This is a genomic window from Streptomyces sp. NPDC001220, assembly GCF_053597895.1.
Map to the genome: position 1 here is coordinate 114,911 of NZ_JBSFJE010000024.1, position 13,549 is coordinate 128,459.

Annotated in this window: 12 protein-coding genes, 1 tRNA gene and 2 pseudogenes; 11 read left to right on the top strand and 4 right to left on the bottom strand. The window is 69.4% G+C overall.

Features of this window, described 5'->3' with window-relative positions; all coding sequences use genetic code 11:
- Positions 1-10 precede the first annotated feature (10 nt).
- Positions 11-1,057 carry a zinc-dependent alcohol dehydrogenase gene (locus tag ACWDGI_RS39875; protein ID WP_450767793.1) on the bottom strand — a complete coding sequence of 349 codons (1,047 nt, stop codon included), beginning with the start codon at positions 1,055-1,057 and terminating at the stop codon, positions 11-13.
- Between the two features lie 129 nt (positions 1,058-1,186).
- On the opposite strand from ACWDGI_RS39875, the gene ACWDGI_RS39880 reads away from it, so the two are divergent.
- The 5 genes from ACWDGI_RS39880 (at position 1,187) to ACWDGI_RS39900 (ending at position 6,676) form a co-directional block, all read left to right on the top strand.
- Positions 1,187-2,590, top strand: coding sequence for an ABC transporter substrate-binding protein (locus ACWDGI_RS39880; protein ID WP_450767795.1), 1,404 nt, complete (start codon positions 1,187-1,189; stop codon positions 2,588-2,590).
- A gap of 29 nt (positions 2,591-2,619) precedes the next feature.
- The gene (locus tag ACWDGI_RS39885; RefSeq protein ID WP_450767797.1) at positions 2,620-3,642 is read left to right on the top strand and encodes a carbohydrate ABC transporter permease; all 1,023 of its coding nucleotides are present in this window, start codon (positions 2,620-2,622) and stop codon (positions 3,640-3,642) included.
- Positions 3,639-4,505 (top strand): carbohydrate ABC transporter permease, encoded by an 867-nt coding sequence (locus tag ACWDGI_RS39890; RefSeq protein ID WP_450767799.1) that lies wholly within the window; start codon positions 3,639-3,641, stop codon positions 4,503-4,505. Before ACWDGI_RS39885 ends, ACWDGI_RS39890 begins: the two co-directional genes overlap by 4 nt.
- Before the next feature lie 16 nt (positions 4,506-4,521).
- Positions 4,522-5,724, top strand: coding sequence for an ROK family protein (locus ACWDGI_RS39895; protein ID WP_450767801.1), 1,203 nt, complete (start codon positions 4,522-4,524; stop codon positions 5,722-5,724).
- Positions 5,725-5,785: 61 nt separating this feature from the next.
- Positions 5,786-6,676 (top strand): Gfo/Idh/MocA family protein, encoded by an 891-nt coding sequence (locus ACWDGI_RS39900; RefSeq protein ID WP_450767803.1) that lies wholly within the window; start codon positions 5,786-5,788, stop codon positions 6,674-6,676.
- A gap of 211 nt (positions 6,677-6,887) precedes the next feature.
- Here the strand turns inward: ACWDGI_RS39900 and ACWDGI_RS39905 are convergent.
- Positions 6,888-6,965: transfer RNA gene (locus ACWDGI_RS39905), tRNA-Met, on the bottom strand.
- Positions 6,966-7,031: 66 nt separating this feature from the next.
- Between ACWDGI_RS39905 and ACWDGI_RS39910 the strand changes: the two are divergent.
- Positions 7,032-7,157: pseudogene (locus ACWDGI_RS39910) on the top strand (transposase); the annotation flags it as partial.
- 113 nt (positions 7,158-7,270) lie between these two features.
- On the top strand, positions 7,271-7,957 hold the full coding sequence (locus tag ACWDGI_RS39915) for a hypothetical protein (RefSeq protein ID WP_450767805.1): 687 nt from the start codon (positions 7,271-7,273) through the stop codon (positions 7,955-7,957).
- Here the strand turns inward: ACWDGI_RS39915 and ACWDGI_RS39920 are convergent.
- Positions 7,950-8,033, bottom strand: a pseudogene (locus ACWDGI_RS39920) (pyridoxamine 5'-phosphate oxidase family protein); the annotation flags it as partial. The gene ACWDGI_RS39915 and the pseudogene ACWDGI_RS39920 overlap by 8 nt on opposite strands.
- Before the next feature lie 112 nt (positions 8,034-8,145).
- On the opposite strand from ACWDGI_RS39920, the gene ACWDGI_RS39925 reads away from it, so the two are divergent.
- Together ACWDGI_RS39925 and ACWDGI_RS39930 are read left to right on the top strand one after the other, a co-directional pair.
- Positions 8,146-9,732, top strand: a complete 1,587-nt coding sequence (locus ACWDGI_RS39925) for a hypothetical protein (protein ID WP_450767807.1) — start codon at positions 8,146-8,148, stop codon at positions 9,730-9,732.
- 111 nt (positions 9,733-9,843) lie between these two features.
- The gene (locus ACWDGI_RS39930; protein WP_450767809.1) at positions 9,844-10,098 is read left to right on the top strand and encodes a Smr/MutS family protein; all 255 of its coding nucleotides are present in this window, start codon (positions 9,844-9,846) and stop codon (positions 10,096-10,098) included.
- Between the two features lie 224 nt (positions 10,099-10,322).
- Here ACWDGI_RS39930 and ACWDGI_RS39935 read toward each other — a convergent pair whose 3' ends face one another.
- Entirely contained in the window at positions 10,323-11,399 is a 1,077-nt protein-coding gene (locus tag ACWDGI_RS39935; protein WP_450767811.1) for a fatty acid desaturase family protein, read from the bottom strand.
- On the opposite strand from ACWDGI_RS39935, the gene ACWDGI_RS39940 reads away from it, so the two are divergent.
- Complete coding sequence (locus ACWDGI_RS39940; RefSeq protein WP_450767813.1) at positions 11,398-11,739, top strand: hypothetical protein; 342 nt, start codon at positions 11,398-11,400, stop codon at positions 11,737-11,739. The genes ACWDGI_RS39935 and ACWDGI_RS39940 overlap by 2 nt on opposite strands.
- Positions 11,740-11,857: 118 nt before the next feature.
- Positions 11,858-13,096 (top strand): acyltransferase family protein, encoded by a 1,239-nt coding sequence (locus tag ACWDGI_RS39945; RefSeq protein ID WP_450767815.1) that lies wholly within the window; start codon positions 11,858-11,860, stop codon positions 13,094-13,096.
- The last annotated feature ends 453 nt before the right edge of the window (positions 13,097-13,549 follow it).

Consider the following 13,549-nt stretch of genomic DNA (forward strand, 5'->3'; position numbering starts at 1 on the left):
TTCGAACGGTTCAGAATTCCAGCACGACCTGAAGCGCCTCGGCGGGGCGCTCGTCCAGCAGCACGTAGGCCTCGGCGGCGTCCGCGACGGGAACGACGTGGCTCACGAGGGCGGCGACGTCCACCTGTCCCTCGGCGACCAGCCGCAGGAAGGTCTGCTGGAGGCGCTCCACGCTCCAGCGGTGGGAGAGCTGGGGCGGCACGCCGCCGATCTGGGAGCAGATGAGCTGGACGCGGTTGTGGTGGAACTCGTCACCCAGCCGCAGGCCGGCACCGTCGCCCTGATAGAAGCCGGAGGCCACCACCCGGCCGCCGACGGCGACCGAGCGCAGGGCCTCGTGCAGCGCGGGGTAGGCGCCGCTGATCTCGATGGCGAGGTCGGCACCGAGGCCGCCGGTGGCGTCGCGGACGCGTTCGGCGACGGCGTCGGTCCGGGCGTTGAGGGTGTGATGTGCGCCGTAACGCCTGGCGGTCTCCAGGCGGCCGTCGAGGGCGTCGACGGCGGTGACGCGGGCGCCGCTGAGCTGGGCGAGGCGGGTGGTGAGCAGTCCGATGACGCCCTGGCCGAAGACGGTCACGTCCTCGCCGAGGTGGATGTCGCCGGCCAGGACGGCGTTGTAGGCGATGGCGCCGACCCGGGCGAAGGCGCCGGCCAGCGGTTCCAGGCCTGCGGGCAGGGTGTGGCCGATCATGCGCTCGGCCGGGACGATGCCTTCGCTGCGGTGGCCCCAGATGCCCCACACCAGATCGCCCGGCTGCGGCAGGCCCGGGGTGCCGGCCAGGTCGGGTGCCACCTCGAGGACCTCGCCGACCTCGGAGTAGCCCCAGCCGGCGACGGGGTACTGGATGCCGGCCGCGCCGTCGCGGAACAGCCGGGCCTCCGGGTCCCAGGTGCGTGTCAGGTAGGGGTTCGTTCCGCGATATGCGGTTAGTTCCGTTCCTGCCGATATGCCCGAATAGCGAGTTCGGACCCTCAGGTGCCCGGCGGGCAGTGCGGCTTCGGCCTGCTCGGTTATCTCGACCCGGCGAGGGCCGGTGAATTGGACGACGCGTTCCACGGATGTCTCCGACAGGGGGGTGTGCGAGTGCGGTTGCGTCGACACTATCCCTCACTTATGTCTTGTCAACAAGCAAAAGTGATGCTGTGATGCGTCTCCAGCAGACATAAGTTCGAGCAAGGACACGCAATGCACACCATGAGCCGGCGATCGAAGGCGATCGCGGTGGGCATCACGGCCGCCCTGGGCCTGGGCATGCTCACGGGCTGCGCCGACAGCACAGGCCCCGGAAAACCCGACCGGGAGATCACGGTCTGGTCCCAGGAGAACCTCCCGGATCGCGTCGCCGTGACGCAGAAGATCGTCGACGGGTTCGAGCGGAAGACCGGCATCAAGGTCCATCTCGTCGGCGTCGACGAGGGCCAGATGCCCCAGCTGATCATGTCCGCCGCCGCCTCGGGAACGCTGCCGGACGTCATCGGCGCCGCCCCCATGGGCCAGGTCTGGCAGATGTACACCAACGGCCTGCTCAACACCGAGATACCCCGCCAGATCATCGACAAGCTGGGGCGCGGCACGTTCAACGCCAACGCGCTGAAGCTGACCTCGGACGCCGGCACGAGTCTCGGCGTGCCCTCCGACGCCTGGCTGCAGCTGCTCGTCTACCGCAAGGACCAGTTCGACGAGAAGCACCTAGAAGCCCCCGACACCTACGCGAAGGCGCTCAGCGGCGCCAAGGCGCTGACGACGAAGGGGCGTTACGGCATCGCCGCGGCCACCGACCCGGGAGACGCCTTCACCTCGCAGAGCTTCGAGAGCCTCGCCCTCGCCGACAACTGCCAGCTCGTCGACGACCACCACCACGTCGCCCTCGACTCGCCCGAGTGCCAGACGGCGTTCAGGACCTACGACGAACTCGCCCGCACCTACGGGGCCCCGGGCACCCAGACCGTCGACTCCACCCGTGCCACCTACTTCGCGGGCCAGTCCTCCATGATCGTCTGGTCCACGTTCCTGCTCGACGAACTCGCCGGCCTGCGCAAGGACGCCCTGCCCAGCTGCCCGCAGTGCAAGAACGACCCGCAGTACCTCGCGCGCAACAGCGGCATCACCACCGCGATGCAGGGCCCGGACGCGACCGACGCCGCCCAGTTCGGCGAGATCACCTCCTGGGTGACCACCAAGACCGCCGAGACCGCGGCGTCCCGCGAGTTCATCGCGTACATGATGGGCACCGGCTACGAGTCCTGGTTCGGCATGGCACCCGAAGGCAAGATCCCTGTCCGTACCGGAACCGTCACGCAGCCCGGACGCTACCTCGAGGCCTGGCGGCACAGCGAGATCGGTGTCGACACCAAGAAGCCCTTCGACCAGGTCTACCCCGCGAGTCTCCTCGACCAACTCGCGGCCGGAGTCGGCAACATGCGGCGCTGGGGCATCACCCAGGGCGAAGGCGCGCTGGTCGGCGCCACCAACGGTGAGCTCCCCGTGCCCAAGGCGATCGGAGCCATGACCAGCGGCCAGATCTCGCCCGCACAAGCAGCTCAGGAGGCCGACGACGACGTCTCCGCCCTGCAGAAGTCCCTCCAGTAGCCGCCCCGCACGTCACAAAGGTCACTCTCATGACAACAGCCCCCGCCGGCACACCGCAGCGCCGGCACACCGACAGCAGGCCCACGGACAGGCCCGCCGAACGCCGTCGCCGGCCGATGACGGCGAGCCGCCGCGCCAACCGCGCAGGCCTGGCGTTCGTCTCGCCCACGTTCGTCGTCGTCCTCGTGGTGGTCATCCTGCCCATCCTGTGGACGGTCCTTCTCGCGTTCCAGCACGCCAAACTGGTCGACATCCAGGGCATGGGCCTGTTCGGCAACTGGACCCTCGACAACTTCGACCAGGTCTTCGGCTCGGCGGGCTTCTGGTCGAGCCTGACCACCACCCTGCTGTACACGGCGGGCGCCACGTTCGGATCCGTGGCTCTCGGCCTGATCGCCGCGCTCGCCCTGCGCAGGCCCTTCCGCGGCCGCGGTCTGCTGCGCGCCGCGATGCTGCTGCCCTACGTCGCCCCCGTCGTCGCCGTCTCCTTCGTGTGGGAGGTGGCCCTCAGCCCCCAGTACGGCGTGGTCAACAACTGGGGCCGGCGCCTGTTCGGATGGGACGACCCGATCGCCTTCCTGTCCACCCGCGAGTACGAAGTCCACGTGCTCGGAGCGCACTTCGACATACCCCTGGCACTGCTGACCGTCATCGCCTTCGAGACCTGGCGGTACTTCCCCTTCGCGTTCCTGTTCATCCTGGCCCGGCTGCAGGCGGTCCCCGACGGCCTGGAAGAGGCCGCCCTGGTCGACGGCGCGACCCCCACCCAACGCTTCCGCCACATCCTGCTGCCGCAGCTGATGCCCGTCATCGCCCTGCTGTGCGTCCTGCGCTTCATCCTGACCTTCAACAAGTTCGACGACGTCTACCTGCTGACCGGTGGCGGAGCGGGCACCAACGTCGCGGCCGTGCGGGTCTACGACTTCCTGACGGCCCGCTACGACGTGGGAGCCGCCTCGGCCCAGGCCCTCGTCCTGGCCGTCTCGCTCATGATCCTCATGGGCCTCTACTTCAAGTTCTTCGGCAACAAGGTCCAGGAGGAGTCGGCATGAGCCGGGCCCAGATCGAGGACAGGTTTTTCGGCGTCCTGCGCTGGTTCGTCATCGCGTTCCTCGTGGTGATCACCGTGGTGCCCTTCTACTACATGCTGCTGCTGTCGTTGAAGCCCATCGACGCGCTGCTGCTGGACCCGGGCTCACTGTGGGTCTCCAGCAAGGACTTCACCCTCTCCACCTACCGCGACGTGCTGCGCTCCACCGACGACGGCGGCCAGGGCTTCCTCAAGTTCCTGCTCAACTCCGCCCTGGTCTCCCTCGGCACCGTCGCCCTCACCCTGCTGGCCGCGGTGCCCGGCGCCTACGCGGTCAGCCGGCTGAAGTTCTTCGGCCATCGCCAGGTCAGCGCCCTCTTCCTGGCCGTCTACCTGTTCCCCGCCACCCTGCTGGCCGTCCCGCTGTTCGTCGTCTTCGCCAAGCTGCACCTGTCCTCCAGCCTGGTCGGGCTCGCCGTCGTCTACGTCGCCCAGACCGTGCCGGTGGCCATCTACATGCTGAAGAACTACCTCGTCACCATCCCCTACTCGATCGAGGAGGCCGCGGCGCTCGACGGCCTGAGCCGCCTGGGGACCCTGCGCAGGGTGGTCCTGCCGCTCGCGCTGCCGTCCCTCATGGCCACCGGCCTGTACGTCTTCATGATCGCTTGGAACGAGTTCCTGTTCGCCCTCCTGTTCCTGGCCGCGGACCCGGGCAAGTGGACGGTGCCGCTGGGCCTCGCCCAGCTCTCCAACGGAGTCGAGGTGCCCAAGACGGTGCTGATGGCCGGTTCGGTCGTACTCACGATTCCCGTCATACTCCTGTTCTTCGCCGCCGAGCGCTTGCTGACCGAGGGCCTGACAAGCGGAGCGGACAAGAGCTGAGACCATGAGGGACTTGATGCTGACGTCGAATCAGACCAGTGCGGGCGAGTTGCTGCAGCTCATCCGCAGCGGACGCGGGAACACCCGCGCGGATCTCCAACGGATCACCGGGCTGTCCCGTTCGACCGTCGGCCAGCGGCTGGACCTGCTCAACCGGGCGGGATGGCTCAAGCACGTCGCCGGCTCGTCGACCGGCGGACGCCCGTCCCAGCAGATCGTGTTCGATCCCCGGCACGCCTCGGTGATCGCCGTCGACCTGGAGACCAGGTACGCCCGGGCCGCGGTCCTCGACCTCGACGGCACCATCCTCGCCGAGAACACCGGGCCCCTGGACATCACCGAAGGACCCGAGGCGGTGCTGGACCAGCTCGCCCGGTGGTTCCCGGAACTGATCGCGGCCGCCGGCATCGACGCCGCCCATGTCTGCGGAATCGGGCTGTCCGTTCCCGGACCCGTGGAGTGGGAGACGGGACGGGTCGTCGAACCGCCGATCATGCCGGGCTGGGACCGGTACCCCATCCGGGAGCGCCTGCAGCGGGCCTACGCCGAACACGTGGGCGTGAGCATGGAGGACGGGCCCGTACCGGTCTTCGTCGACAACGACGCCAACCTCATGGCACTGGCCGAGCACCAGGCCAACCACCGGGACTGCTCGGCCTTCGTACTCGTGAAGGTCTCCACCGGCATAGGCTCCGGCGTCGTCGTGAACGGCACGGTGTACCGAGGGATCGACGGCGGCGCCGGCGACATCGGGCACATCCGCCTGCACGACCGGTCCGACGTCCTGTGCCTGTGCGGCTCGCACGGCTGCCTGGGGGCCGTGGCCAGCGGCCGGGCACTGGCCAGGGACCTGAGCGCCCTCGGCGCCGACGCCGTGTCCGCCGCCGACGTCAAGCGCCTGCTGTCCGAAGGCCACCCGGACGCCCTCCGGCTGGCACGGGAGGCCGGACGCCGGGCCGGTGAGGTCCTGGTGACCGTCGTCAGCCTGCTCAACCCGGGCGTCCTGATGATCGCCGGTGAACTTTCCGGAGCACCCTTCATGACCGGAGTCCGGGAACTGCTCTACCAGCGCGCCTTCCCCCGCGCCACCGCCAACCTGCAGGTCGTCACCTCACGCCTGGGCGAGCACGCGGGCGTCATCGGAGCGGCCGGCATGGTCGTCGAGATCCTCTACTCGTCCCACCGCGCCGACGACCGGCTCGGCAACCTGGCCTCCTGAGCCGACCACGGCGCAGCCGGCACCGCTCGATCGCACCACCCCTCGTCCAGACAGGAACACCGTGACCGTCACCATCGACCCCTGGACCGGCCCTCCCGTCGAGGTCGGGCTCGTGGGCGCCGGACCCTGGGCCCGCGCCATGCACGCCCGCACGCTCGCCGCGGGACCGGAGACCCGCCTCGCCGCGGTGTGGGCGCGCCGCACCGAAGCCGCCCAGCAGACCGCCGCCCCCTACCACGCCCACGTCGCGGCCTCCTTCGACGAACTGCTCGACAGGTGCGAGGCGGTGGCGTTCGCCGTGCCCCCCGCCGTCCAGGCCGAACTCGCGCCGCTGGCCGCGCGACGGGGCAAAGCACTGCTGCTGGAGAAGCCGCTCGGCCCCGATCTGAAGGCGGCCCGACGCGTCACCGACGCCGTGCTCACCGCCGGTGTGGTTTCCCAGCTCGTCCTGACCAAGCGCTACCACCCCGTCACCCAGGCCTTCCTGGAAGCCGCCCGCGGCCGCGAGATATCGGGTGCTCGCTCCTGCTACCTCCACGGTGCCTTTCTCGGCGGCGAGTTCGCCACCGGCTGGCGTCTGGAGCACGGCGCCCTCCTCGACCTCGGTCCGCACCTGCTCGACCTGCTGGACGCCGCCGTGTCGCCCATCGCGAACATACGGAGCACAGGTGATGCCCGCCGCTGGATCGAACTGACCCTCGAGCACGAGAACGGAGCCGTCAGCCAGGCGTCCCTGTCGGGTTCCGTAGCCGTGCCCCACGCCCTCACCCGCGTCGAACTCTTCGGCGCCGAGACACCGTTGGTCTACGACACCGCCGACATCGACCATGAGGAGTGCTGGCCGGTCCTGCGTCGCACGTTCGCCACGGCCGTGCGCACGCGCGTGTCGCCGGAGCTCGACGCGGCACGAGGGCTGTACCTGCAAGGACTCATCGATCAAGCGTCCCGCTGAACAGGAGGACCCGCATCAGCGCTGCTCGGCGGGGCATGGCGCTCGGCTCGAAGACCACCGGGACCTGCGCCGACGGTGGCGATTTCGCTTCCGGCAGCCGTGATGTGGCGGCAGGCGGGGGACGGGCGGACGGTCGACCCCGCGACGGACGGGCAGGGGATGCTGCCACTGCGTCCGGCCCCCTCCGTGTCGATCGGAGGGGGCCGGACCTTGGTGGCGGGGGCGGGATTTGAACCGCGCGACCTCTGGGTTATGAGCCCAGCGAGCTACCTAACTGCTCCACCCCGCTTCGACATCCTCAGCCTAAGACCCGTGGGCGCGGAGGGCAGCTGATTTATCGCCGGACGCAACGCCTGGCGCTCGGGTGCCGGCCGAGATCGGAGACGACCGGCAGCGGTTCGCCGACGCCCACGGTGTGAACGCGTACGCCGGCTCGTCACCCCTCGTCCGCGCCTCCGGCATGAGGTCGTTCGTCATCCGTTCCCTGAGATTCCCCACCGACCCGCCGCCGTCAGGCACACCCGCCCCTCATGCGGTCCTGACCGGTGCGGCACAATCGCGGTCAACGGGGCGGGCAACGGTGGGGGTGGGAACGTGGGGCCTTTTGGCTCGCGAAGCCGACGTAAGGGCATACCGAACGAGCCGGCGCTTCTGGCTGCGGCCGCTGAGAATCCCGGCGGCAGCGTCGCCGAGATCGATCCGACGTATGTCGACGACCCGAACGGCTACGTACCTCCCGAGGCCATCCGCGGCGCGTGGTTGGTGGACAGCAGCGGGAAACTGACAGGTGAGTACCAGGAGAATCCCCGTCACGGGATTCCACAGGACGACTTCGGCAAGCTCACTGCCCCTGATCACTGGCTTGGCTGGCTCGGCGATGATCCAGCGACAGCCGTCCGGAAGGGCATCGAAGAGTCGCTGCGCGCCCAGGTGGCAGACGCGGTGGTCGAGTGGGTCAAGATCCTTGAAACGCCACGCTTTCTCACGGGCGGCCGTCGGCATACTGAGGACGAACAGCTCATGCTGGTCACCCGCGCGGCACTCGCCGCGCCGTTTGCGTTGTCCGTGCGTACAACGCAGCACGGCCGTTCCATCCTCCTGGGGGTGTTCTCCTGGGCGGCGGTGAACCTCGCGCGGCCCGAAATCCGCAAGGATCGGCACTGGTTCGACCTGGGCGTCGAGCTGGAGTGGGCGGCTGAACGGCTTCAAGGGCGGATCTACGAGATCGACGGTCAGGACGGCACCGGGGAGGGGCGTCAAGGACGGGCGACCGCTACCTGAGCCACGTTCCGTCGCGCATGACGACTCTGCCGCGCATCTCCGGTTCGCCGCGCCAAGCGCGCACACTCTTCGGCACCCCGGGCACAACGGAAGGGTTCGTTGCCCTCGGGTGTGCCTCGGAGGCTCTTCCGCAGGGACGGTGCCTCTCGGTATCGATGAGTCGATGTCGACCATGACCGGGGGGTCCCTTGCGCGCACGAGAACAGCAGACCGAGGCAGTCGTCGACCGACCCGGTCCGCGCCGTACGAACCCGGCGGGACGGTCCGTCGAAGTTCTGGCACTGCAGCGCCTGGCAGGCAACACGGCAGTGGCGCGAGTCATCGAGGAACAACGAAACGCCCGTGACGTCGACGGGGAGCCGGGACCGCCGACCCAGCGCTCGCCGGCGCACGATGCACTGCGGACCGCCGGAGGGCCCCGGGCTCCGTACGGCGGCCCGGACGGGCGCAGCCCACGCGCGAACAACCGCAGCCCCGGTCACGGGCCGACAGTCCAGCGCTTTCCGAAGCAGTCGGAGGTACGAAAGGAGGATTTCCACAGACTCGCCACCGACGGTCGGAACAACCTGTCCTCCTCCCAGGCGCACGATCTCTACGTGGCCGCGGTCGGCAGCCTCGAGAGCGACTTCGAAAAGCCGACAGACTACGAGGCGACCATGCGGCGCGCCGCCGAACACGTCCAGGCGGGGGAGGCGATGCGGGTGCGCGGCAAGGCCGAGCGGACGACCAGCGCCTTCTCGGTGAGCGTGTCGGTCCGCAACCTCGGCGGCCTGAACGCCCTCATGGGGCACAACGGCGCCGACGGCGTGCTCGACACCTTCACCCGGTGTGTCTCGTCGGCCATGGACAAGGTCGGCGGAAGCGTCTCCAAGTTCCGTTTCGGCCCCAACCTGGAATTCGTCGTCGTCGGTGACGACGTGCGACGCAGCACCATCGAGGCGCGGTTGATGGCCGCTCAGGCGCAGATCCAGAAGCAGGCCACGCGCAACGGTCTCGACGACGTCACCCACCCGAAGTATCAGAGCGACCTCTCTGAGAAGGGGAGCGGAATCCGCTACGACATCCACCCGATCAAGGCCGCCGACGTACCGGCCGAGGGGGAGCGGAGGACACGTGCCGCGCCGAGCCACGGGCGGGGAACCGCGTTCAAGAGTTCCGCCCAGGAGCGCAAGGAGAACTTCCTCAGCACCGCGGTGAACGCATACGGGCTCTCGCCCTCCAACGCCGCGGAACTGCTCGCGACCAGCTCCGCGGACGAGGTCGACGATCTCACCGGCTTCGACAAGGCGGGCGATCGGCGCCTCACCCTGGGCAACGCCGTCCGCTACCTGTCCGGCGCCGACGCCACGGGCGTGTATGTCGAGGTCGATCTGCGCAATCTGGGGGGACTGACGAAGGAGCGCGGCAGGCAGCAGGCCGACGAGGTCTACGCGGCCATGTCGGCCATGACCGAGAAGGCGATGCTGAGCCTCGACGCCGACGTCTCCCGATTCCGGCACGGCGGTGACGAGTTCAGTTTCATCGTCGTAGGCCGTGACGCCACTCCGAGTGCTGTGAGCGAGGCATTGACCGCAGCTCAGAAATCCATCGCACAGTACGTAGCGGATCGAGGGCTCAGCGAGATCGAACATCCGAAACACCCGGAAGACCCCGGCAAGCGGGGCACCGGGATCATCTTTGGCATCGCCCCCATCACTCCGGCCAGGGAGGACGTGGACAGCGTCGTCAACAGCATCCTTTCTGCCGCCGACAGGCAGGTGGAAGCCAAGAAGTAGGCACGTGGATGCTCTGCGAGTCGATGACGCCCGGGCAAGGGGCCCTGGCAGGGCGCCGCGTGACACACTTGGACCGGGTTGTCACAGGTGACGACAGCGGGAGGTACCACCTTGCTGACATTGGATCTGCATCCGATCTTCCGGAACAACCGCGACATCGAACTCTCGCTGAGGCAGATCGTCTTCCAGGCGAAACACACGGGGGAGCCCGTCGTGCAGATCATTCACGGCAAGGGCTCCGGACAGCTCAAGGCACGCGTCCTGGCGTTCCTCAGCCAGAAGCACATCAAGCGGCTGTACGACCGGCTGGAGGTCGACACGGCCAACACAGGCCGCATCCTGGTCCACTTCGCGCCACCCTCCTGAACCCCGTCTCGCCGCGGTTCGGGCCGAGGCACCGAGGCAGGATCATCCTCACCGAATGGACGCCGTCGGCGAGGACGGCGCCCCTTTCCTGGTCGTCGCTTACGAGAGCCGGCCCTGTACCGGCCCCGGCGCAGTGGGCAAGGCAAGCGCGCGCAGCCCTGCGCTTTCGATCTCCGGACCGGGACAGGGGCGCGCCTCCCCGCGGCGCCGCCGGCCATTCGCTGTCAGGACACCTTCCGCTGCCGTCTGATGGGTGCCCCTACCCGGTGCAGGTGGGTGAGAGCCTCGCGGTAGGACTGGAGCAGCCCCGTCTCGTGGTAGGGCACGCCGATCTCCTCGCAGTACGCACGTACGACGACCTGGGCCCGCCGCAGATGAGGAGAGGGCATGCTCGGGAACAGATGGTGCTCGATCTGGTAGTTGAGCCCGCCGAGCATCAGGTCGATGAGCCGGCCGCCACGCACGTTGCGGGAGGTGAGTACCTGGCGACGCAGGAAGTCGGGTCGGTCGTCGCCGCTGAAGGTGGGCATGCCCTTGTGGTTGGGAGCGAAGATGCTGCCGAGATACACACCGAAAAGGCACTGGTGCACGGCGATGAACGCGATCGCCTTGCCGGGGGAGAGCAGCAGGAACAGCGCGGACAGGTAGCCCGCCATGTGCAGGAGGAGCAGGCCGCCCTCCAGCCGACGGCTCTTCATGGACGGCGAGAACAGCGCCCGGGCGCTCGACACGTGCAGGTTGAAGCCCTCCAGCGTCAGCAGCGGGAAGAACAAGAACGCCTGGTGGCCGCCGATGAAACGGGCCAGACCGTTGCTGTTGCGGGCCTGCTCGGCGGACCACACCAGGATGTCCGGGGCGACATCGGGGTCGAGTTCCTCGTGGTTGGGGTTGGCATGGTGACGGGTGTGCTTGTTCATCCACCAGCCGTAGCTCATGCCGATGCCGAGGTTGCCGAAGAGCCGGCCCCAGATCGCGCTCGCTCGCTGCTGACGGAACACCTGCCGGTGCGCCAGGTCGTGGGCCACCAGCGCGATCTGGCCGAAGATCAGGGCCATCGAGGCGGCGACCAGCAACTGCCACCACGTGTCGCCCAGCGCCACGAAGGCTGCCCAACCCGCCGCCAGCAGCCCGGTCACCAGAGTGAGCCGCACGGTGTAGTAACCCTTGCGCCGCCGGAGCAGACCTGCCTCGGTGATGCGCTGGGACAGCCGCGCGAAGTCGCTGCCGCCGTCGGGGCGTTGTCTGCGGGAACGCACGGCGGCCGATGCGGTCGCCACCGAGGCGCCGGAGGAAGTTGTCATGCGGACGAGTCTCGCTACGGCCGTCGTACCGGGACCAGCCTGTCAGCACCAGACCTCCTGGGGGGCCGAGCCCCCACCACCCCATGGGGTTGTCCCCACCTACGTACCCGCTGAACTGGTCCTTCCCATCACCGAACGCAGTGCCGTTCTGGACGGCCACTGCGCCGCCATCGGCCGTGATCCGCGGACGATCACCCGCTCCGTGCAGTACGTCGTCTCGTACGACGACCCGGCCACCGACCGCCAGGCCATCACGGAGCTCATCGCCGCAGGCGTCACGCACATCGTGCTGAGCCTGCGCAGCCCCTACCCTCCACAAGTCCTGACCATTTCAAGGTGACGGGCTGTCCGACCGGCCTTCGGTCCAGCGCCCGGCCAGGCGGCCGGCCAGCGGCGCTGATCTGTGGGGAACATGAGAATTTGTGTGATCCCACCGCGTCTGGGCAGTTGCAGCGGTCATGAGCACCCTCTATCGGAGCACGGCGGACGAGGCCACGGAGCAGACCCCGGAGGCGCGAGCGACTCTTCAGGTCGTCCCTTCATCGGCGGAACCGGGCAGGGGCGGCGGGCGGGGCTTCTCGTCGGCTCTGCGTCGTGGTGGGCGGGTGGCGGGGCTGGACGGGTTGCGGACGATCGCCGTGGTGCTGGTGATCGTCTACCACGTGGAGCCGGACCTGGTGCCCGGGGGCTCGGTCGGCGTGGACGTGTTCTTCACGATCAGCGGGTTCGTCATCACCCGGCTGCTGGTCGCCGAGTGGGCCCGTACCGGCCGGATCGGGCTGTGGTCGTTCTACCGGCGACGGTGGCTGCGGCTGATGCCGGCCCTGCTGGTGATGTGTGCGGTCACCGCCTTGCTGTCCGTGGCGCTCTCACTGCCGCTGTTCGACGGGGCGTGGGTGGCGGCGGTGCTGGCGGCAGGCTCGGTGGTCAACCTCGTTCGGGCCGTGGACCCCGGGACGTACGCGGATCTCACCGCGCCACTCGGTCACACCTGGTCCCTGGGGGTGGAGGAGCAGTTCTACCTGGCCTGGCCGCTGCTCCTGCTGGTGCTGCTGCGGCGCGTGTCCGCGCGGGCGGTGCTGGCCTGGGTCGCGGCGCTGTGCGTCCTGCCGGTGCTCTGGCGGACGGTGCTCTGGGACCCCGCGGCGACGCACCGCATCTACAACGGCCCCGACACCCGTGCCGACCAGCTCCTCGTCGGCGCGCTGCTGGCTGTCGTTATGGCCCGGCTCCGAGCCGACGACCCCCGCCTGGCACTGCTGCGCCGATGGGCGGGACGGCTCGGGTGGCCCGCGCTGGCGTTGCTGGGAGTCATTGCCTGGCAGATTCCGATCACCGAGACAACCGGGTGGAGTCCGGTCTGGTACACGGTCGGATTCCTGGCCGCCGCCGTCCTGTCGGCCTGCGTGGTGGCCGCACTGGAACTGTGCCCACAGGCGTGGCCCTCCCGTCTGCTGTCGCTTGCCGCGCCGGCGTGGGTCGGGCGCAACCTCAGCTACGGGATGTACCTGTGGCACTACCCCGTCATCCGGCTGCTCCACGACCTCGGTGTGCACGGCGGCCGGCTGCTCGCCGCCGGCCTGGCGGCGACATTGGCCGTGGCCCTCGCCTCGTACGCCCTGATCGAACGCCCCTTGCTGCGGCGCAACCGGGACCGCGTGCGTCGACTGGAACCAGTTGTCGCCACAGCAGCCTGAGAGCTGGTGGCGATAGCGGCGCAGGCGCCAAGCCGTCGATGCCCGTCGGGGTCTCCGATGAGGCGACCCGGCGAATCGCGGGGGCAGCGGAGCCCGGGCGCTCGGGCTGACCACCTGGGGCGTGGACGCGCGGGTGGCCGGCGCCGTGCGGGCGACTTCCTGGTCAAGGACATGCGTCCCGGCGAACTCGTCGACGCGATCCGCGTCACGGCGCGCGGCGACGCGCTGCCGCACGGCCCGGCAGGTGAGCGTGACCGGGCAGGCCGTGGGGGGGGGGGCGGGGGGGGGGGGCCGCCCCCCCCCCCCCCCCCCCGCGGGGGGGGGGGGGGGGGGGGGGGGGGGGGGGGGGCGCGGGGGGGGGTACGGGGTGTCGCTCGGGCGGGTACGGGGGTGTTGCTCAGGCGAGGACGGCGCGCGAGTCCAGGGCGAGCGCACCGCGGGGGCCGACGAGGA

What these genes read in the sequence shown, in the direction of transcription:
- ACWDGI_RS39890 (WP_450767799.1), top strand. Translation starts at nt 3,639, where the DNA reads ATGAGCCGGGCCCAGATCGAGGACAGGTTTTTCGGCGTCCTGCGCTGG.
- ACWDGI_RS39945 (WP_450767815.1), top strand. Translation starts at nt 11,858, where the DNA reads ATGAGCACCCTCTATCGGAGCACGGCGGACGAGGCCACGGAGCAGACC.
- ACWDGI_RS39885 (WP_450767797.1), top strand. Translation starts at nt 2,620, where the DNA reads ATGACAACAGCCCCCGCCGGCACACCGCAGCGCCGGCACACCGACAGC.
- ACWDGI_RS39895 (WP_450767801.1), top strand. Translation starts at nt 4,522, where the DNA reads ATGCTGACGTCGAATCAGACCAGTGCGGGCGAGTTGCTGCAGCTCATC.
- ACWDGI_RS39940 (WP_450767813.1), top strand. Translation starts at nt 11,398, where the DNA reads ATGCGGACGAGTCTCGCTACGGCCGTCGTACCGGGACCAGCCTGTCAG.
- ACWDGI_RS39935 (WP_450767811.1), bottom strand. Translation starts at nt 11,399, where the DNA reads ATGACAACTTCCTCCGGCGCCTCGGTGGCGACCGCATCGGCCGCCGTG.
- ACWDGI_RS39880 (WP_450767795.1), top strand. Translation starts at nt 1,187, where the DNA reads ATGCACACCATGAGCCGGCGATCGAAGGCGATCGCGGTGGGCATCACG.